Origin of the sequence: Lentihominibacter faecis (assembly GCF_014306095.1) — a bacterium.
GTDB classification, from domain to species: Bacteria; Bacillota; Clostridia; order Peptostreptococcales; family Anaerovoracaceae; genus Lentihominibacter; species Lentihominibacter faecis.
In genome coordinates this window covers 1-22,772 of sequence record NZ_JACRWC010000102.1, presented here as the reverse complement: position 1 = coordinate 22,772, position 22,772 = coordinate 1, and the positions used below count along the sequence as shown (strand labels likewise).

The 22,772-nt window shown below is 46.7% G+C and carries 12 protein-coding genes; all 12 read left to right on the top strand.

The window, feature by feature from the left end; all coding sequences use genetic code 11:
• On the top strand, positions 1 to 658 hold a 658-nt coding region (locus tag H8876_RS07995; protein ID WP_249287306.1), incomplete at its 5' end, for an O-antigen ligase family protein.
• Positions 659 to 1,096, top strand: a complete 438-nt coding sequence (locus H8876_RS07990) for a GtrA family protein (protein ID WP_249287305.1) — start codon at positions 659 to 661, stop codon at positions 1,094 to 1,096.
• Positions 1,062 to 2,723, top strand: coding sequence for a phospho-sugar mutase (locus tag H8876_RS07985; protein WP_249287304.1), 1,662 nt, complete (start codon positions 1,062 to 1,064; stop codon positions 2,721 to 2,723). The genes H8876_RS07990 and H8876_RS07985 overlap by 35 nt, the downstream gene beginning before the upstream one ends.
• Before the next feature lie 108 nt (positions 2,724 to 2,831).
• Positions 2,832 to 4,343, top strand: coding sequence for an LCP family protein (locus H8876_RS07980; RefSeq protein WP_249287303.1), 1,512 nt, complete (start codon positions 2,832 to 2,834; stop codon positions 4,341 to 4,343).
• A gap of 17 nt (positions 4,344 to 4,360) precedes the next feature.
• Positions 4,361 to 5,437: a D-alanine--D-alanine ligase family protein gene (locus H8876_RS07975; RefSeq protein WP_249287302.1), complete on the top strand. Its 1,077-nt coding sequence runs from the start codon at positions 4,361 to 4,363 to the stop codon at positions 5,435 to 5,437.
• Positions 5,438 to 5,472: 35 nt separating this feature from the next.
• Complete coding sequence (gene thrS / locus H8876_RS07970; protein ID WP_346727849.1) at positions 5,473 to 7,218, top strand: threonine--tRNA ligase; 1,746 nt, start codon at positions 5,473 to 5,475, stop codon at positions 7,216 to 7,218.
• A gap of 30 nt (positions 7,219 to 7,248) precedes the next feature.
• On the top strand, positions 7,249 to 8,322 hold the full coding sequence (sppA, locus tag H8876_RS07965; RefSeq protein WP_249287301.1) for a signal peptide peptidase SppA: 1,074 nt from the start codon (positions 7,249 to 7,251) through the stop codon (positions 8,320 to 8,322).
• Complete coding sequence (locus H8876_RS07960; RefSeq protein ID WP_249287300.1) at positions 8,319 to 10,304, top strand: bifunctional metallophosphatase/5'-nucleotidase; 1,986 nt, start codon at positions 8,319 to 8,321, stop codon at positions 10,302 to 10,304. Before sppA ends, H8876_RS07960 begins: the two co-directional genes overlap by 4 nt.
• Complete coding sequence (locus H8876_RS07955) at positions 10,301 to 12,763, top strand: cell wall-binding repeat-containing protein (RefSeq protein ID WP_249287299.1); 2,463 nt, start codon at positions 10,301 to 10,303, stop codon at positions 12,761 to 12,763. Before H8876_RS07960 ends, H8876_RS07955 begins: the two co-directional genes overlap by 4 nt.
• 49 nt (positions 12,764 to 12,812) lie before the next feature.
• Entirely contained in the window at positions 12,813 to 16,742 is a 3,930-nt protein-coding gene (locus H8876_RS07950; RefSeq protein WP_249287298.1) for an RICIN domain-containing protein, read from the top strand.
• 170 nt (positions 16,743 to 16,912) lie between these two features.
• Positions 16,913 to 20,392: a cell wall-binding repeat-containing protein gene (locus tag H8876_RS07945; protein ID WP_249287297.1), complete on the top strand. Its 3,480-nt coding sequence runs from the start codon at positions 16,913 to 16,915 to the stop codon at positions 20,390 to 20,392.
• A gap of 198 nt (positions 20,393 to 20,590) precedes the next feature.
• Positions 20,591 to 22,690: a cell wall-binding repeat-containing protein gene (locus H8876_RS07940; protein WP_249287296.1), complete on the top strand. Its 2,100-nt coding sequence runs from the start codon at positions 20,591 to 20,593 to the stop codon at positions 22,688 to 22,690.
• Positions 22,691 to 22,772: the final 82 nt, after the last annotated feature.

Below are 22,772 nucleotides of genomic sequence, written 5' to 3'. Positions count from 1 at the left end.
AGAGACAGGGATCCTGCTCAAACGGATCATTTTGTATGCATTTTTTTTAGTTGTATTGATTCCTGTTTTTATAAACGGTCTTCAATTAAAAAATGTATTGGAAAAAGAAACAACAAAAACGGTTTCAGAAACTCAGGTTGTGACTAGCGTAGATTCAACGGAACCATCACTTTCCAGTATCCAAGTTGATAAAGTGATTGAGCAGAGAATGCAGCAAGAAAAGACTGTTGACAATGGAATGGATTTAAATGCAGTTTCTTCGGGTAGACTTGAAATATGGCAATATTGTATAAAACAGAGTTCGTTACTTGGGAATGATATTGAAAACAAACCTATTATTGTTTCTGATACAAGTCATCCTATTTATCATGCTCATAATACAGTTTTGGAATTACTACTACGTTCTGGAGTTTTTGCAGGGGGGTTGTTTTTCTTATTAGAACTATATTGTGCATGCTGGATTTTGCGATGTGTTTTTTCAAGGGGAATAAATACATCTTATGAACTCTTTGCAGTAATGGCTATTACTGCTTTTGGAATCGCATCGCTGTTTGATATCGTTGTACTGCCATTTGCCAAGCAGACGGTAGCTATGTTTTACTTAAGCCTTCCGTGTGCTATGTGCTTAAAAGACAGTGTGAAAGTGGAGAACAAATAGTTGAGTAATATCATCGACAAAAAACTCCTAAAATTCGTCCTGGTCGGTATCGTCAACACCCTGGTGGGTACCGCTATCATGTTCGGACTGTACAATCTGGCAGGTTGCTCCTATTGGGTATCGTCGGCGGCGAATTACGTTATCGGGAGCATACTCAGTTATGTGCTCAACAAGAAGTTTACGTTCCAGCATCAGGGGCAGATCGCTCAGAGCGCATTGCGATTCACCGGAAACATAGCGGTGTGTTATCTGCTGGCATATGGGATCGCTAAACCGGCAGTCCGGGCGATCCTGACAGGCGCAACACAGCAGGTACAGGAAAATATAGCGATGCTGGCAGGAATGATCTTGTTTACGGGATTCAATTACCTGGGACAGCGGTATTTTGTTTTTGGAGAAAAGAATGAAGAAAAAACATCGAATAGACCACAGGTTTAAAACAGAATACGAAAAATGGTGTCTGCTGCCGGATCTGACAGAAGAGGAACGTAAGCTGCTTGTTTCTATGACAGAAGAAGAACAGCAAGAATGCTTTTACCGCCAGGTTCCTTTTGGCACGGCAGGCATGCGTGGTAAAGTCGGCCTGGGATCAAACAGGATCAACCGCTATACGATAAGGCTTGCAGCATGGGGCATGGCGCAGGTTCTGGGAGCAGGGAAAAAAGTTGCTATTGCCTACGATACGAGACTGGATTCAAAAAACTTTGCAGAGGAAGCGGCCAAGGTTTTGGCGGAAGCTGGTCTTGACGTGCTTATATTTGACCGATATTCCCCGGTTCCTCTCCTGTCCTATACAGTAAGGGAACTCCACTGTGACGGAGGCATCGTAATCACAGCAAGTCATAATACGAAAGCATATAATGGCTTTAAAACGTATGAAGCTTCCGGTGCTCAAATGGGACCAAACAAGACAGAAGAAATCTTTCGATGGATGCTGAAAAAGGCGGATCCATTGGATGTTCCGCACTGTGATGATCTGGCACAGGAGAACATCGAGTGGATCGGCGAGGATATCGCAGAGAAGTTTACCAGTGCTGCTGTGGATTGCAGCAAACTGAATGATAGTTCCGCAAAGAAAGATCTGAGTATCGTATATACGCCGCTCTTTGGATCGGGTCGTGATTTTGTCCTGGACGCACTAGAAAAAGATGGATTTTCCCAGGTGCATCTTGTGAAAAAGCAGGCTGGATTCGATGGGAAGTTCCCTGGACTTCGAAAGCCGAATCCGGAAGAGCCGGAAGTGTTTCGCATTGCTGAGCGAGAGGCTTTACGGGAACATGCAGATCTTATGATCGCAACGGATCCCGACAGTGACAGGATCGGGGCAGGTGTGATCTGTGACTCAAAAGCATTTTTCTTTACCGGGAATCAAATCGGAGCTCTGCTGGCAGATTTCCTCAGCAGACAAGGCAGCGTGAAAGGAAAAATAATGGTGACTACCGTTGTGACTGGGGATTTAGGCTCGCGGATCGTGACTTCTCGAGGAGCAACTGTGATCCACACGCTGACAGGATCCAAGTTTGTATGTGAGGAAATGAATCATATGGAAGCGGGAGAATTCCTACTGGGATATGAGGAAAGTCACGGCTATATAGGCGGGATGCATATCCGGGATAAAGACGGGGTTCTGGCGGCTATGCTCCTCTGCGAAACGGCAGCGTGGCACAAGACGCAGGGAAAGACTTTGCTGGATGCACTGGAGGATCTTTATCAGGAGTACGGCTACTACATAGATGAGCAGGATTCTTTCGTGTTCGAGGGAGCGAAAGGTGCAAAGGAGATGCAGAAGATCATGGCACGTCTGCGCAGCCGTAGAGGATCGGTGTTTGCACCGCTTGGGAAACCGGACAAGATACTTGATTATGAAAAGGGAGTAGACGAGCTGCCTCGATCCAACGTTCTGAAGTTTTTCTTCCCCAACGGATCCTGGGTCGCAGTGCGACCATCCGGGACGGAACCGAAGATCAAATTTTACTACTGCATACGAGGAAAAGATCAAAGGCAGGCACAGGATCTGTATGAAGCAGTGCAGACTTCCGTGGAGGAATTCTTAAGAACCTTTTAATTTTAGCCATCTTCACACAACTTTTACAGTGGGAGGGCTCCCGGTTGTTGCAAGGAAGCGCTTCTATTGATATAATGGACTGTGACATGAAAGGAGCACTATTACTCTATGAATGATAACAGAAGACATGACAATGATCGCAGCAGGGAATCCAGAGCCAGGCAGGACGCCTATCAGGAATATCTCAGCCTGCGGGAACATAACGAGGATCGAGGAAGCTATGTCAAGGATGATACTTTATATGGCTCCTACATTCCCAACCGGTCGGGAAACCGTCGGCAGCATCAGCCCTCGCAGGAATTTGACAGTTCCGGCGGATTTCATACATCTGTAGAAGATACGCCGTATGGAGTATCGAAGATGCGTCAGCAGAGACAGTCTGCTGCAGAGGAAATCGACGACCGTAAACCTATCGCCAGAAAAGGCAGAGTCAATAAAGCCGACAAGCTGACCCGCGCTGAGAAAAAAGCGCGCAAGAAAGCACAGAAAGAAGATGCTTTCTTCGCAGACGGCGGAAACGGTGGAAACGGCGGAAATGGATCCGGCGGAGACGGTTTTGACGGCGGTTCCAAAAAAAGAAAGAAGAAAAAGAAAAAAGGACGCGGCCTGAAGATCGCGTTGATCATCGTATTGATCCTGGTTCTGGGGATCGGCGGGGTCATCGCAGCAGGGCTGACCGTAGTAAAGAATACACTGGATAACGTAGGTCGGATCGAACTTGATCCGGATCTCATCGGCATCAACCCGCAGGTGGATTCCGATCTGAGAAACTACCGCAACATCGCCCTTCTGGGGATCGATGCCAGAGATATGAGCAGCGACGAGAACGTACGAAGCGATGCTATCATCATCGCCAGCATCAACAAGGAAACCAACGAGATCAAGATGTTCTCCATCTATCGTGACACCATGCTGGATCTGGGAGATAATTCTCCGGGACTGGATAAGGTGACTCACGGATATTTCTACGGCGGGCCGACCAAAATGCTGTATGCTATCAATAAAAACCTGGATCTCAACGTCAAGGAAGTGGTAGTCGTGAACTGGAAATCCGTTGCGGATACAGTCGATGCCCTGGGCGGACTGGATATCAACATCAAAGACTCCGAGATCAAGGAAATGAACAAATACATCCAGGATACCTATAAGAATATCGGTGGTTCCAACGCTAAGATCGAGACCGCCGGCAAGCAGACTTTAAACGGCAACCAGGCTGTCACCTATGCCCGGATCCGTAAGGATTCCGTGGATGGAGATTACCGGCGAAACGAGCGTATGAAGATCGTGGTTAAGGCAGCATTCAAGAAGGCGGCCAAGATGGATACCAAGGCATTGAAGAAGATATCCAATGAGATCCTGCCGGAGATCAAGACCAACATGTCTTCTGCCGATATGATGGATATGGTGCTGAAACTCAATTCCTATGAGATGACCGACAGCGTGGGCTGGCCTTATGACGTCGGAGAATGGTCTCACGGCGGCTGGTACGGTCCTCCTGTAACTCTCAGCAGCAACGTGACCAAGCTGCACGAGCAGTTCTTCGGTCAGGAAGGGTATACTCCGACACAGGATGTACAGAATATCAGCAAGAGGATCTCAGCCAAGACAGGGCTGTATTAAATATAAAAGGGGAAATTATGAAGGATAAGACGAAATTACTGATTTTATTCGGCGGAGTCTCCTCGGAACACGAGGTTTCGAGGGTGTCGGCTTCGTCGATCCTCACCCATATCAATGGGGAAAAATATGAGATCTATACGGTGGGAATCACGAAGGAGGGGAACTGGTTTTTGACAAGTTCCCCTGCTGTTCGTATCGGTGACGGCTCCTGGGAGCAGGATCCTGCGAATAAAAACGTGGCTCTTTCCTTAGATCGAGCCAGTCGCGGGCTGGTTGTGCTGGAAGATACGGAAGCTGTGAAGAAGATATCCATCGATGTGGTTTTCCCGGTGCTTCACGGAAGAAACGGAGAAGATGGCAGGATGCAGGGGCTTCTGCAGATCGCGGGGCTCCCGTTCGTAGGTTCCGATACCATCTCATCGGCAGCATCTATGGATAAAGCGATCACCAAGGTCATGGTGGAAGAGGCCGGAGGCATCAGTCAGGCGGACGCTGTTCTGATCTATCATCAGCGTTATACAAAGGATCCATACGGAGAACTTTTGGGCATCACCTCGTACTTCAACGATACGTATCCGCTTTTCGTAAAACCGGCTAACGCCGGTTCATCCGTGGGCATCAGCAAGGTGAAGAACGCGGAAGAGCTGCCGAAAGCACTGGAAACGGCCTTTGCAGAAGATGACAAGGTGCTGGTGGAGGAAGCGATCACAGGACGCGAGATCGAGGTGGCGGTGCTGGGCAACGAAGAGCCGGAAGCATCGTGCATCGGCGAGATCTTTGCAGCAAACGAATTCTATGATTACAACGCGAAATATGAAAATGACGCATCGAAAACAGCCGTCGTAACGGATCTGGATCCTAAGAAGGAACAGGAAATCAAGGATACGGCGGTCAAGATCTACCGGATCATGGGCTGCCGCGGACTTGCCCGTGTAGACTTTTTCTTAAAAGACAGCGGCAGAGTAGTGTTCAACGAAATCAACACGCTGCCGGGCTTTACCAATATCAGCATGTATCCGCAGCTTTGGGAAGCCTCCGGCATCCCGTACCCTGATCTGATCGACCGGCTGATCGAGCTGGCGCTGGAACAATAGATTTGCAGAATACGTAAGAAGAGGAGAGGAACCAAATGGCTAAGGAAAAAATAAATTTTGAAGATGAACAGGTAAGATTATGCTATCGACACACGACGTCCCACATTCTGGCTCAGGCCGTGAAGAAACTGTGGCCGGATGCCAAGCTGGCCATCGGACCTGCGATCGATAACGGATTTTATTATGACTTTGATATGGAGCATAAACTCAACGATCAGGATCTTCTGAAGATCCAGAAGGAAATGAAGAAGGTGATCCAGGCCAACTATCCGCTGGAACGCTTCGAGCTGCCGCGGGAAGAAGCCATCAAGTTCATGGCTGACAAGCACGAGGATTACAAGGTGGAGCTGATCGAAGACCTGCCGGAGGACGAAGTCATTTCTTTCTATCAGCAGGGAGATTTTGTAGATCTTTGTGCCGGACCGCATATGGCAAGCACCGGACAGATCAAGGCTGTGAAGCTGCAGAGCGTAGCGGGTGCTTATTGGAGAGGCGACGTGAAGCGTAAGATGCTCCAGAGAATTTACGGGACGTGTTTCCCGACGCAGGCGGAACTGGACGAGTACCTGCAGCGTCTGGAAGAAGCCAAGAAGAGAGACCACCGGAAGATCGGCAAGGAAATGGATCTGTTCGCCCTGTATGAAGAAGCTCCGGGATTCCCGTTCTTCATGCCGAAGGGCATGATCATCCGCAATGAACTGGAGAACTTCTGGAAGACGGAACACAGAAAACGCGGATACGAAGAAATCAAGACGCCGCTCATCATGAACGAGCATCTGTGGAGAACTTCCGGTCACTGGGATCATTATAAAGAAAATATGTATTTCACTAAGATCGATGGAGAAGACTACGCCATCAAGCCGATGAACTGTCCGGGTTCACTGCTGGTGTACAAGCGCAAGATGTGGTCATACCGTGACTTCCCGATCCGCATGGGCGAACTGGGACAGGTACACCGTCATGAGCTTTCGGGAGCACTTCACGGACTGATGCGTGTGCGGACGTTCACACAGGACGATGCTCATATCTTCATGCTGCCGGAACAAATCAAGGACGAAGTCATCGGTGTTGTAAGATTCATCGATGATGTATATAAGATGTTTGGATTCACGTATCACATAGAACTGTCCACTCGTCCGGATGATTCCATGGGAACAGACGAAGAATGGGAAGCAGCAGAATCCGCATTAAAAGAAGCTATGGAAAGCATCGGCGTACCGTATGTGATCAACGAAGGCGATGGCGCATTCTACGGTCCGAAGCTGGACTTCCACCTGGAGGATTCTATCGGCAGAACGTGGCAGTGCGGTACGATCCAGCTGGATATGCAGATGCCGCAGCGCTTTGATATCACCTACGTAGGATCCGACGGAGAGAAGCATCGCCCGGTCATGATCCATCGCGTTATCTTCGGATCCATCGAAAGATTCATCGGTATCCTCATCGAGCACTTTGCAGGAAAATTCCCGCTCTGGCTGGCGCCGGTACAGGTGAAGCTGCTGACGGTAACAGAGAAGTACTCCGACTATGCGCTGAAGATCGCGCAGCAGTTCGAAGAAGCCGGACTGCGTGCGGAAGCCGATATCAGAAACGAGAAGATCGGTTACAAACTGCGTGAAGCCAGAAACGAAAGAAATCCATATATCTGCATCATCGGAGAAAAGGAAGTCGAGGGCGATTACCTGACGGTCCGCAACAACAAGACTGGCGAACAGTTTGAGATCAAGCCGGATGAATTGCAGGAAAACCTGCTTAAGGAAATCGCAGAAAAAACTATTTAAGAGAATCGAGCCTTATCTGGAGAAAGAGATATGAATCAGAACCAGAACAGAGATGAAATCAGAGCAAAAGACCTGTGGCGTGCCAAAAACGGCATGCCGCAGGATAATGGGAATAACAAGACACCGGGAGGGCGTAAAAAACCACCCCGGTCTTTGCTTGTTTTTGGGAGCATTCTGGCAGGACTGCTCCTGCTGGGGATCCTGCTGAAAATCACAGGATTTTCCGGGCTGGATCAGAACAAGACGGATGCGGCATCCATCCATGAAGATCATATCGCCGTCCTCTATATCGAAGGGACTATCGGCGATTCGGACGAAAATTACAATCAGCAGTATATCCTGGAAAACATCGACAGCATGATAGAAAATGATTCCAATGAGGGGCTGATGCTGTACGTGGACACGCCGGGTGGCGGCGTGTATGAGAGCGATGAAGTGTACCTGAAGATCCGGGAGTATCAGAAAGAGACGAAACGGCCTGTATACGCCTATTTCGCATCCCAGGCGACCTCCGGAGGGTACTATATTTCCGCGCCGTCGGACAAGATCCTGGCAAACCGGAACTGCTGGACGGGTTCTATCGGCGTCACCATGGGGACGATCTACGATATTTCAGGACTTCTGGAAAAGTACGGCATCAAGTCAGAGTCTATCACATCCGGGCCTAATAAAGCCATGGGAAGTCTGACTGAGCCTATGACGGATCAGCAGCGAGAGATCTGGCAGTCCATGGTCGATGAAGCCTATGATCAATTCGTAGGGATCGTTGCTGACGGCAGGAAGCTGGACGAAAGTTATGTCCGCTCCATCGCTGACGGCAGGATCTATACGGCCAGGCAGGCCAAAGCCAACAAGCTGGTGGACGACGTGGTGGACACATATGACGATGCGGTAGCACAGATGCAGAAGGAGTGCGATCTGGAAGATGCAGAAGTGTATGAATTCTGCTATCAACCGGACGAAAACCTTTTTAGCAGTCTTGTGACCAGTGCCAGGAAGCTTGCCGGTGCTGCCGGGGAGAAGAGCGATATCAGCGCACTGACGAAGCTGATGGAAAAGCAGGACCCTATAGAGCCACAGTACTTATGTGAGGAAAGAAAATGAAACAGAAACTGAGATCCAGGCTGCTGGCGATCTGCACCGCATTGAGCTGCGGATGCGCTATGCTTCTGGCAGGCAGCATGATCGATACAGAAAGCTATGCCGCGACCGATACGGGTGAAGTGTCGGTCATTTTCACACACGACATGCATTCCCATATGGACGCGGATCGGATATCGAAAGACGGCAAGGTGGTGGAAACTGGCGGCTTCGGTAAGCTGAAAACTGCCATGGACGAGGTGAGAGCCGACTATCCGGACAGCTTCGTGCTGGACGGCGGGGACTTTTCCATGGGAACGCCGTATCAGACGATTTTTTCCAGGGAAGCTTCCGAGCTGAAAATGATGAAGTTTTTAGGGTATGAAGCGACTACCTTCGGCAATCATGAATTCGATTATCGTGCAAAGGGCCTTGCCTCCATGCTGCAGGCAGCTGTCGGCAAGGGGCCGCAGCTTCTCAGCGCCAATATCGACTGGGAGAAGACTTTAAAGGATGGATCGCTGAAAGACGATGCAAAGATCCTGAAGGAGGCTTGCGACACCTACGGCGTAAAGGACTATACGGTTTTAGATCACGATGGGGTCAAGATGGCTGTATTCGGGCTTCTGGGCGAGTCTGCGGTGGAGTATGCGCCAGAAAGCGGACTGATCTTCAAGGATGCACAGCAGACGGCGAAAGACGTTGTAAACGAGATCAAGGACAAGGAAGACGTGGATCTCATCGTCTGCATTTCTCACTGCGGGACCATTGAAAATGAAGCGGATAAACTGGAAGAATCGGAGGATTACCAGCTGGCAGAAAATGTGCCGGACATCGACCTGATCGTCAGCGGACACAGCCATACCACGCTGGATGAACCGGTGCAGGTGGGAGATACTTATCTGGCTTCCTGCGGCAGCTACAATACCAACATGGGACATGTGGTGCTGAAAAAAGACGGAGATCGTTATAAAATCAAGGATTATGAGCTTGTCCCACTGGACGAATCGGTTAAAGGCGATGCTTCGGTTGAGGCAGAGCTCAGCAAGTATCGGAACCTGGTGGATGAAGAATATTTCAGTCAGTATGGATACAGTGTGTCAGATACGGTGGTAGAGAATCGAATCACATTTCCGGACAGCTCTAAGATAGGGCTGACTCAAGGAGAAGAGCCGTTGGGAAATCTGCTGGCCGATTCCTATAAATACGCCATCATGCAGGCAGAGAAAGGCTCAGTCAAAGGGTATGAGACGGGCGGCGTTGCTTCGGGAGAAGTGACTTCCGATCAGGGCGGCGTGCAGGTGACCATCGTGCCGCTGGGCGTGATCCGAGGGAGTTTTTTACAGGGATCGGTGACGGTGGCAGACGCTTTTAATATCCTTTCGCTTGGTTACGGCAAGGATGGTCAGGCAGGATATCCGCTGGTGCGAGCTTATCTGACGGGGAAGGAACTGAAAGCTGTGGCAGAAGTGGACGCCAGCGTATCCAATTTCATGGGCGTGGCAAGACTTTACTGCAGCGGTCTGGAATACAGCTGGAACCCGCACCGTTTGATGTTAAACAGAGCGGTGGACATCGGATACAATGACGGTATTTCTGTGACAGAGCTAGACGATGATCAGCTCTACAGCGTGGCGGCAGATCTCTATTCCTGCCAGATGCTGGGGGCGGTCAAGGATAAATCAGCAGGCATCTTGAAAATAGAACCAAAAGACGCCGAAGGAAACCCGATCACCAACTACGAAGATCATATCATCTACGACGGCGATAAAGAAGTCAAAGCCTGGTATGCGGTAGCATCTTATCTGGATTCCTTCGCAGATGACCAGATCCCATCGTATTACAGCAAGGATCAGGGCCGAAAGACAGAAATCGACAGCTGGTCGCCGGTAGAGATCTTCAAACAGCCTAATAAGATCGCAGGGATGGCTGTTGGCGTTGTCGTGATCCTGGTTGCCATAGCCGGGGGGATCGTGTGGATCGTGAAGAGGAAAAAGAAAAGATGAAAATACGACAGACTGGATTTTTAATATGCATTATACTGGCTGCGATAATGATCGTAAGCGTATCTTCTGTGTGTGCACAGGAAACGTATCAGTACACAAAAGGTCGGGCGCTGACAGAAGCTGAAATCGAGGTCCAGAAATCTTTGGAGCCGAAGCTGAAGTCGCTCCTGGACGATGATAATTCTGTTCCCTTAAAACAGGCAAACAGAAAATCGGGATTGCAGAAAAAAAGCGGTGACCTGCCGTTTCACTATGATGCAAGAGAAGAATCCTATAATGATTTGATTAAAGTAAAGAATCAGCAGTCGACTGGCCTTTGCTGGGCATTTGCAGCGACGACCGTTGCTGAACGGACTTTTTTACATAATGGTAAACAGCATGCATCAGCGAAATCAGGAGTGGAGTTGTCTCCGGCTCATTTAGGCTATTTTTTATACAACCGGGAAAATGATCCTCTCGGGAATACCGCCAAAGATAAAAATATTATTTTAGAACCGGATGAAGATTATACATCATTAGGTGGGAACGGATTGATGACTTTACAGGGACTGGCGAACTGGGGCGGATTTGCACTGGAAAGCAAGGCACCTTTTAACGACGGGATGACTAAGTTTTTTAACAAGGCTCTGGCGTACGATGATGAGATCCGTATCACGAATGCGGAAATATTGGATTCAGCAGATGACGTCAAACGATCTGTTTACGAAAATGGTGCAGTTATGATAGCCATGTACTATGGATGGGAGCATATGGATTATGATACCTCAGCATATTATGATGCAAGTGGCAATGAGGGTAATAATCATATGGTCACCATCGTTGGATGGGACGATTCCTATAAAAAAGAAAATTTTAACAGCAGCGGCAGCTCATGGCTGAAGACTCCTGAGCATGATGGGGCGTGGATCGTACAGAACAGTTACAGTCAGGACTGGGGAGATAATGGATATTTTTATATCTCATATGACGATAAATCTCTTTATAATGCGATCTCTCTTGATTTAGAATCTGAAAACCAGTATGATTATAATTACCAGTATGACGGCAATGCTTCCCTGAGTTCTATTCTGGTCTATGACGGAGACAAGATGGCGAATATTTATGAGGTCAAGGGAAGTAAAAAAATGCAGAAGCTGGAAGCGGTAGGTTTTACAGAGTGGGCTGGTGGAATTACAAGCTATAATATAAAAATTTATACAGATATAACAGATCCGGAAGATCCATTGAGTGGAGCGGAGAGCGCATCATTTGATGTGTCGGCAAAAGGTAAGGGCTATCATTCCTTTTCTGTTCCGGCAGAGTCTGAGATCCTGCTTGATCCTGGAAGTCGCTATTCCATTGTAGTTACGATGAAAGATCAAACCCAGTTTGGCGTGGAAAGTACATATTCCTCACAGGATATTTCGTTTGAAGCGGGTCAGGAGGCAGATCAGAGCTTTTTATTTCGCCAAAACCCTCAAATCTGGATGGATCTGTACAGCTCAGAAAGTAAATCATCTTATTGTGCACGTATCAAAGGATATACGACTGTTACCAATAAAAATGCATCTGATGTTGAGAAAAACATCGTTCGATATGCAGGGGATACGCGCTATGAGACTGCATTGAAGGCAGCGGATGCTTTGAAAACAAGCCTTGAAGTCAAAGACTTCAGTTCGATCATAGTGGCAGACGGCAATAATTATCCGGATGCGCTGGCAGGCAGTTATCTTGCAAAGGTGAAGAAAGCGCCGCTCATCCTTGTGGATCGCAGTGTGACAAGCGAAAAAATGATCGGGGAATACATCGAAAAGAACCTGTCGGATGAGGGTATTGTTTATCTTCTGGGCGGAAGCGATGTCGTGACGGAGCGCTTTGAAAAGAGTTTGAAGGACACTGATGTCAAGAGACTGGCGGGCGATACTCGCTATGAAACAAATCTTGAAATTTTGAATGAAGCAAAGGCATCGAAGGAGGATCTGCTGGCATGTACAGGAGAAGGTTTTGCAGACAGTCTCTCTGCATCAGCAGTTGGAAAACCGATCCTGCTGGTAGATAACCGAGGCCTGACAAAAGCACAGAAAACTTATCTGGATAAAGCGAACGTACAGGATATCTATCTCATCGGCGGAGCTGATGTAGTCAGCAATAAGGTGGGAAAAGAGCTGAAATCTTATGATAAGGACAGCAAGACGGAACGGATCGCAGGAGATAACCGTTATAAGACGTCTGTAGCGGTAGCGAAGGCATTCTTCCCGGATAAGTGTGATACGGCAGTGCTGGCATACGGCATGAAATTCCCGGATGGGCTGGCAGGCGGACCGCTGGCAATCTCGATGGGATCACCGCTGCTGCTGGTAGAAGATACTGCGTATGCAGATGCGAAAGATTATTCGCAGAAGACAGGAATAAATAAACTGGTGGTTCTGGGGGATACGGGAGTGATTTCTGATCGAACAGCCAGAGCATTTTTTCAATAGATATCGTTATTTTTAAAGTAGAGAGCGCAGCAGAGATTTGGAGGAGAAGATGAAAGTCAAAGTAGCACGAATACTGGTTTTCATGGTGCTGGCAGTTACAATGATCATCCCTGTGAACTATATTTACGCAGAGGAACAGTCAGATCCAGAAGCAGCCACATCACAGAACCAGGCGGCAGAACCGCAGGCAGAAGATCAACAGAAAGAGCTAGTTTCTAATGTCAACGATGAAATGAAGTTCCTTTATATCGAGAGCAGGAAACTGGAATCCCCAGGAACGCAGAACATCGCAGTTTCATGGAAAGAAAATATCGATGAAGTCGAGAAATTTGTGCTGGTTTACGAAAATAAAAAAGGAAAAACTTTCACGTTAGAGGAAAAAAACAGGACAGAACACTCGATCCTTTTTACAAAGGAATTTTCTTCAAAAGAAGTGGATGAGTATACGGTAAAAGGCGTCAAGTTCTATGTGGATGGAATCGAAAACTACCTTGAGTTCGATGATGTAGAAATTGATGCAGCTTTTCAGATCGTTAATGAGATACCAGATGCACAGGATGTAAGCGATGAAACGGTAGTGGTGGACATCGATGCGGATGGATCCGTCGATAAAAAAGAAGTGAATTCGCAGATAGAAGCGGTACTGGATTCGGTCGGCGACGAAACAGGAGACCTGGTGAATGCCGGTCGGGATATCGTGATCGTTTTAGACCCGGGTCATGGTGGAAGTGATGTTGGTGCTAGAAGAGGATCTGTATATGAAAAGACGATCAACTTTAAAGTAGCACAGTACTGCAAGGCAGAGCTGGAGCAGTATGAAGGCGTGAAAGTATACATGACAAGGACTGGTGACACTAATCCTTCTCTGGCAGAACGCGCTCAGATCGCGAAAAACTACAATGCAGATATTCTGGTAAGTATCCATCAGAATTCCGGCAGCAGCAGCGCTTACGGAGCAGAGGTATACTATCCGAATCAGAACTATAAGCCTGCGGCAGGGACTACAGGCAAGGGCGTTGCCAGTGCGATCCAGAGCGAACTGACGAAGCTGGGATTATCGGATCGCGGTATCAAGATCCGCAATACAGCTAATGGATCAAAGTATCCGGACGGATCCTATTCGGACTATTATGGTGTGATCCGTGAAAGTAAGAAACGGGGCATGGCGGGAATCATCGTAGAACATGCATTCCTCTCCAATGCACAGGACTATAACAGATTCCTGAGCAGTGACAGCAAGCTGAAGCAGCTGGGTGTCGCGGATGCTACGGGAATCGCGAAATATTTCCGGCTTTCCAAGGAACCTGGAGTAGCGATGGAAGAAGGCACATACGCCGTTAATTCTGTGGCCGATCCGGCAAACATAATGAAGTCAGAAAAAGAAACTCTTACATTGACAGGTAAGGATAGCGTGAATTCTGACAGCCGGTTTGAACTGGTAGAGGTAAGCAGTAAAAGATATAAGATTCTGGTGGAATCCTCAGGCAAGGCATTAGATGTGAAAAAAGGATCCAGTGAGTCGGGAACAGAAGTGCGGCCGTATACCTGGAACGATAGCGATGCACAGATCTGGAAATTCGTTGATGCGGGGAATGGCTCCTATTACATCCGCTCTGAGGTGGGGACATATCTGACCTTAAATGATGACGGATCGGGATTCGTTGCTTCAAACTTGGTGAAATCGGATGCTCAGAAGTTCCAACTGACCGTTTCGGATCATCATCCGGTGGAGGATGGCGTATACAGTATTGTCAGCAGTCAGAAGGACAGTAAAGTGCTGGATGTCAGCAAGGCAAGCATCAACGATAAAGCAAACATACAGCTGTATCAGAACAACGATACGATAGCTCAGCAATTCCATATCAGCTATGCAGGGAAGGGATATTACTCTATTATCACAGAACATTCCAATAAGGCCTTTGATGTGGCGTCAGCATCGCTGAAATCTGGGGCGAATGTGCAACAGTACAGAAGCAACGGCAGCAATGCTCAGCTGTGGAAGTTTATTGAAGCGGAAGATGGAAGCTACTATATCAAATCCAAACTGGGCACCGTTTTATCGATAGAAGGCGACAGCCTGAACAATGGCGCCAATATCAACGTGCAGAATATGCGCAGTGCGGGTGCGCAGCAGTGGAAACTGAAAAAAATACAGGATCAGAACGTAGAGAATGGTACTTATTTGATTGCGAGCCAGAAGGATTCTCTGCGGCTGGCGACGCAAAAAAATAATAATATCCAGATCAATGTGATCGATAATGCAGATGCACAGAGATATGAGATCGAGTACGTTGCAGATGGATATTATCGGATCATCAATAAAGCCAGTGGAAAAGTGCTGGACGTTGCAGGACAGAGCCGTGAAACAAGGGTCAATCTTCAGCAGGCTGACTGGACCGGTGGAGACGGTCAGTTGTGGAGATTTATAAGCACTGGAGAAGGAAGCTATTTTATCAAGTCGAAGCTGGGGACTTTTATGGATTCCTCTTCGGGAAGCATGGATGAAAACAACAACATCTGGATGTATGGCTATAACGGGAGTCTGGCACAGAGCTGGATCCTGGATGCATCCAGAGTCAATGCTGAAGATCAGCCGATCGAAGACGGTACATATATCTTTACAAGTGCATTAAAAGACAACTGCGTGATGGATATTACCGGTGGTTCTTTAGCAGAAAAAGCCGGCGTCCAGTTATATGGCAGCAATAATACTTCGGCGCAGCGGTTCGAAGTGACTTATCAGGGTGACGGGTACTATAAAATCGTTTCGGAGAAATCAGGCAAGGCTCTGGATCTGGCCAATGGATCAGGCGCATCCAGAACACCGATCTGGCAGATGAATTCCAGCAATTCGGATACACAGAAATGGAAATTTATCAATGCAGGAAGCGGGCAGTATTATATCAAGTCCACAAAGGGAACTTTTGTGGATGTTTCCGGCGGCAAGGCACAGCCTAGAACGAAGATACAGTCCTATTATCCTAATGGGACTTCTGCACAGAAATGGAGTATTACGAAAAATACGTATCGCCCTGTAAAAGAGGGTGAATATGCGATAAAGAGCTATTTGAACAGCATGTGCACCATGGAACTGGCGGGAAATGAAGCGGAAGACGGCGCAAATATCCAGCTGGGCAGACTGAGCTACAGCGATTATCAGAAATTTACTGTAAAATACGATGCGGATGGATATTACCGGATCTATGTGACCAAGTCAGGGAAGTGCCTTGATGTTGCAGGAAATTCAGCGGAACCAGGGGCCAATATCCAGCAGGCTGCAGAAAGTCAGGCAGACGGTCAGTTATGGAAGTTCATCGATGCAGATGACGGGACATACTATATCCGTTCCAAGCTGGGCACGGTGATGGATGCAGCTCACGGGAAAGCCGTTCCGGGAACCAACATCCAGTCCTACAGGATGAATGGGACTGATGCACAGCGGTGGAAGATCGGAGAGGAGAGCCTCACCAGTATCGAAGGTGCGACCATTACTACGGCAGATGAATTCGCTAAGTATTATAACTCCAAGAAAAAGAGCTATCCGTATTCCGGAAATTCGGAAGCTCCTACGATCGAAAAGTTCGCACAGATCTATATCGAAGAATGTAATGCAGAAGGGATCCGGGCAGAGGTAGCGTTCTGTCAGGCCATGAAGGAAACAGGCTGGCTGCAGTTCGGAGGAGATGTGAAAGCAAATCAGTATAACTTCGCCGGGATCGGTGCGACAGGCGGAGGAAAACCGGGACATAGTTTCGGCTCTATCAGGACAGGGATCCGGGCGCATGTGCAGCACCTGAAGGCGTACGCCAACAAAGAGGCGCTTAAAAACACCTGCGTCGATCCGAGATTCAGCTACGTGACCAGAGGCACGGCTCCATATGTAGAATGGCTTGGGATCAAAGCGAATCCATATGGCAAAGGCTGGGCTCCGGCGGCTGACTACGGAACCAGTATCGTGAAGATGATGAAAAGTATATAACGAATATAACCGACAGGGGGCTGATCAATGTGGTTGGCTTCCTGTTTGTTATATTTTTTAGGTGCGACAGTAAAGAGAATTTTGCCGTAAAACTGGAATAGTATTGCTAAAATCCTTGTGAAATGATAAGATAAGTTAGAAGTTTCAGAATATATTTGGGGAGGTAGCAAATGACAAATGAAATGAGAAGCAGGATTTTTGTGCCTGTAATAGGCCTGTGTATCCTGGCATTATGCATGGTTTTTTGTACAAGCAACAGCTATGGTGCAAAAAATGATGAAAGTGCGAAGTGTTTTTTTGCAGAGGGCCACAAGATCGTAATTGAGGCCATTACGGAGCAGGATCGTGCCGACCATCCGGAAGCTACGGATGGTAAGACGGTCAAAATCGAATGCTATGATTCAGAAGAAAATACGGTAGAGGAGACCTATTATGTAACAAGTGACTATACCGTTTACGGAGGAAGTAAAGATTCCTTTTTACAATCGACGGAGATCTGCATGAACAGCGGTAAACTGCATAGGATCGTGGCAGGAAGTCCGTCGGATGTTGTGAATAGCACATATGTATATATTAACGGGGGAACTGTAGATCAGATATTCCAGGCAGAAAACAATCCGAGCAATGCAAACTCCATCGTTATTGCTGATGACGTGACGGGACCTGTTGATGTATGGATCGGAGCAGAAAAGAAAGGCAGAGGATCTATCAGTTCAATTTATTTGGATGCAGGCGACAATCCTAACATCAATCTGAAGATGGGATACAGTGATGGTAATCTGATTTCGGATATAAACAATGCAGAAGATTGGTCGGGATTCCATATCAATATTGATCTCAACGGATCTCACTTGAATGGACTACAGCCGTTCAAGGAAACAGCAGGATGCGTAGTGAACAATGAAAAGACCGTCATGCTCGATGGACGGGATGGAACGTTCAAGAAGGGTGAAACGACGCTGACATATTCGGTTCCATTGTCAGAAGATGATACGATCAATACCGATGATTTGCAGAAACCGGAGAAAAAAGGATATACCTTCAGAGGATGGGTTGCATATCCGGAAAATTCTATTATTGAAAATCAGATTTTTCGGGGTTCTCCTGGTCGCCTGTTTGCTACGTGGCGAGACAATTCTGACCCAGAACCATATGACTGTAGCGTACTTTATTATGATGCTGTATCTGGAGATGAGATGGAAAGCCCGATAGTCTTTGATGACGGAGGCAGAGCTTATCTCTCGAAAGGTTTTGACCGGGAAAAGGGTTTCAAGATTAAAGGTAAGATGCCGGATGGAACGGAATTTACACAGGATGTCAATGACTGCGATCCGGATAATGATATCTGGTATTACGCCGTAAATTCCAAATCAGTGGATAAAAAAGTGGAAAAAACGTATATCGTCAGCATGTTCGAGTCTGATAGTGATTACAGTACCGAAGGATGGGGAGAATTAACAGTTTCTGATCCGGATTCGTATAATGAGTCAACAGGTGTCTATGAGAAGAGCTATGCCTATAATCTGGAAGGAAAAGAAGCTATATCGGAAAATGGAGCAACGATCACGTTGCCATATGATTCGATGAGAAAAAAATGGAAAGTAGACTTTACGTACTATTTGGTGCCGAATGATATTGAGGAGAACTGCGGAATCAAAGTTGGCGATACATATACCGAAGGATATATTGGACAAATCGAATTGAACGGCGATAAAAAGATTACTAAAAAGTATGAGTATAAAGCAGAAGATGGAAGCATCCATGATTTCCGTATCAATTTGGTAGAAAGTGACGGAACATCTGCAGATCTGGACAATATGCAGGTAGCCACATGGGACGGCCAGTCTTATACCTGGGGTGATGAAAAAGCGTATGATATCAAAGAGATCGATTTAGAGAAAGCAGCCACAGCGAAGGGAACAGAAGTAGCGGTACCGTATTACTATGATCCGGAGACCTGCGGTGATGTGGAACTCAGCTGGTATTCTGAGGAAAAAGATCAGGAAATAAAAGGATTAGAGTATTCCTACACATTAGATTCTAACGGGGAATACGTTGTCAAATTCTCTGTAACATCGGCAAATGGTAAAAATACGAAAAACTATAAAGTAAAGCTCGCACAGGATAAAACTGGTGACAGTACAGATATGGAAAGCCTGAATCTGAACTATTTAAAGATGCATGATAGCGACGCGGACAAATCAGTTCCGATCGATATAGAAGCCGCAAAATCGGAAGAAGGCGCAGTAGTTGTGCTGCCAGAGAATGTACAGATAAACAAGGCGTGGCTTTATGTGCAGGGAACTGCGAAAAACTACGCGGTAGTCGACCAAACAGGGATGGATTATGTTGACTGGGAGCCGGATGTCTATAAACGGACGGGCAAGTACAATAAGACAAGCGATACCCTTGAGTTTACGGTTACTTCAGCTAACAAGAAAAATACCCAGAAATATAAGGTTACTGTATGGCAGAAAGATGCGAAACAGTTCAAAGATATTTCAGAAGTCAAAATCTCCGGAATCGAAAATCAGGAGTATACCGGTTCAGCGATAAAACTGGATCTGGTACTGACGGATGGAGATAAAAAACTTGTTGAAGGAACAGACTACACTGTTAAATATGAGAATAATACGCAGGCAGGAACGGCAACGATCGTGATCACAGGTAAAGGTAACTATACTGGGTCGGTAACGAAGCAGTTCCGCATATATGAACCTGGTGGAAAAGAAAAGGATCTGTTTGCTAAGAGTGATGTAGTACGTTTTGCAGGCGATACTCGTTATGATACTGCATTGAACACTGCCGATGCTTTGAAAAAAAGCATGGGTATCGATAAATTCAGCTATATCATCGTAGCAGACGGTAACAATTATCCGGATGCTCTGGCAGGAAGTTATCTTGCAAAGGTAAAGAATGCTCCGCTGATCCTTGTGGATCGCAGTGTGGCAAGCGAAGAAGTGATAGGTGGATATATCAAGAAAAATTTGGAGGCTAAGGGAACGGTCTATTTGCTGGGCGGCAAAGATGTCGTGACGGAACGCTTTGAAAAAAGCTTAAAGGGAACTAATGTCAAGAGACTGGCAGGAGATACTCGCTATGAGACAAACCTTGAGATTCTGAATGAAGCAAAGGCGTCGAAGGAGGATATGCTGGCATGCACAGGAGACGGCTTCGCAGACAGCCTCTCTGCATCGGCAGTCGGCAAACCGATCCTGCTGGTGGATAACCGTGGCTTGATGGAAAATCAGAAAACTTATCTGAATAAAGCTGATGTACAGGATATCTATCTCATCGGAGGCGCTGATGTGGTCAGCGATAAAGTAGGAAAACAGCTTAAAGCTTATGACAAAAACAGTAAGGTGGAGAGAGTCGCAGGAAGCAACCGCTACAAGACTTCGGTGGAAGTAGCAAAGACCTTCTTCCCGGATAAATGTGATACGGCAGTCCTGGCATACGGCATGAAATTCCCGGATGGACTGGCGGGCGGACCGCTGGCGATCTCGCTGAAAGCACCGCTGCTGCTGGTAGAAGATACTGCATATGCAGATGCGAGAGAATATGGGAAGACCGCAGGTCTGAAAAAGCTTGCTGCATTGGGAGGTCAGGATGTGATTTCAGACAAAACCGTGAAACTGGTAGTGCAGTAGGTAAAGCGAAAACTGGATAGTAAAATATAAGTTGATAAATAACAGACAGGGGACTGACCAGGATGGTTGGTCTCCTGTTTGTTACATTTCAGGGGCAAAAAGTTACAAGATAGAGACTTGAGTGAAAACTTTATGCTATAATACGATATTATATTATACAGAAATGCAGGATATAGGTGCGATAGTGAAGGAGGATCTATGAACAGAAGAAAATATGATTTTATGTGTTTTTTGATAGTGTTGATCTTAGGAATATTGCTGCTGGTTCCCGTTTCTGTCGGTGCGACTGGAAAATACGTCGTAACCAGTGATGACGGTTATACATATACGGCAGGTTCAGAACGGAGTTCTGCTTGTGATCGAATGATAGAAATGGCTACGGTAGAATGGTCTATACCCAAGCAGAAATCACTGAAGTACAAGTATACGGCGAAAAGTTATATTACGTTGAATGCAGGCAAGTATAGAGGACTTCCGTATACACAGGTGAACCGTGGATTTTCGAACCCGAATGCCAGCGTAGTTCAGACCAGAATAGATAACGCCATCAAGGGAACTGATGAAGTGAAAGGTGTAGATTGTTCTTCTGCAGCATCCTTTGCATTACGGTATGGAACCAAAAATAATTCGGACAACAGCACTTTCTTAAAGTCAAAAAATGGTATGTATGTTAGCTCATGTTTTTTATATGATGCCATGACTGCATCATCAGGCAAAACGAAAAACGGATATTTATATCGAAATGATTTAACTTATGTCGGCTCGTATGGGAGCTATACAGCTTATAAAACTGCTGGGTACACAGACAAAATTTTAACCGCTTTGGAAAGCGGTCGTTACTATAGCTATGGAGATGTTTACAGCAATGTATATGCGAAAATCAGACCGGGTGACGTTATGGTTCGATCTAATAGTGATACATCTAAAGGTGCAGGACATGTAGAATTAGTAACAGGAGTAAAAATAGTCCATAAGAATGGAAAAATAGATGCAAACGCTAGTAAGTTGATTATAACAGATCAAATAAGCCCGAATGTAACCAGTACAGGAACATACAAAAGTTCGTGGAGAGTAAACCGTGAATTTTCATTCCAAAAGTTGGAATCGGTTGGATTTTTACCAGTCACATTAAACCAGTGGAAAGAAACATACCAGATTAAATATGATTTGAATGGTGGGACTGGAACGGTGACAAATCAGCAGAAAAAACAGTATCAGGCCATAAATCTTAGAACGAGCATTCCTTATAAAGCAGGATATACCTTTATTGGATGGAAAGCAGGAAATTCTGTATATCAGCCGGGGGAAAGATATGATGAAGAGCAGTCAATGACATTATCCGCTATCTGGGAAAAGCAGGAGGATACTTCGGATGGCAAACAGGATCCGGAAAACCCTGCTTCGTTTGTTCGTATCGCGGGAGATACCCGCTATGAGACTGCGTTGAAGACTGCGGATGCGTTAAAGAAGAGTCTGACTGTTGATAAATTCAGCGATATCATCGTAGCAGACGGCAACAATTATCCGGATGCGCTGGCAGGAAGTTATCTTGCAAAGGTAAAGAAAGCACCATTGATCCTTGTGGATCGCAGCGTGGCAAGCGAAAAAATGATCGGAGAATACATCGAGAAGAACCTGTCGGATAAAGGAACCGTTTATCTGCTGGGCGGAAGCGATGTCGTGACGGAACGCTTTGAAAAGAGTTTAAAGGACACTGACGTCAAGAGACTGGCGGGCGATACTCGCTATGAGACGAATCTTGAGATCTTGAACGAAGCAAAGGCGTCGAAGAAAGATCTGCTGGCGTGTACAGGAGAAGGCTTTGCAGATAGTCTTTCTGCATCAGCAGTCGGCAAACCGATCCTGCTGGTGGATAACCGAGGCTTGACAAAAGCACAGAAAACCTATCTGGATAAAGCAAATGTACAGGATATCTATCTCATTGGCGGAGCTGATGTAGTCAGCGATAAGGTGGGAAAAGAGCTGAAATCTTATGATAAGGACAGCAAGACGGAACGTATCGCAGGAGACAATCGTTACAAGACGTCTGTAGCGGTAGCGAAGGCATTCTTCCCGGACAAGTGTGATACGGCAGTGCTGGCATACGGCATGAAATTCCCGGATGGACTGGCAGGCGGACCGCTGGCCATCTCAATGGAATCACCGCTGCTGCTGGTAGAAGATACTGCATATACAGATGCGAAAGTTTACGGAAGCTCTGTGGGTATCAGCAGACTGGCTGTGCTGGGAGGCACAGATGTGATCTCCGATGGGACAGCTAAGAGGATTTTACAGTAAATCTGGACGGTAGAATATGATTTGATGAAATGGAGCAGGAACAGCAGGTTTCTGCTCTGTTTTGATTTTTGTTACATTTAGA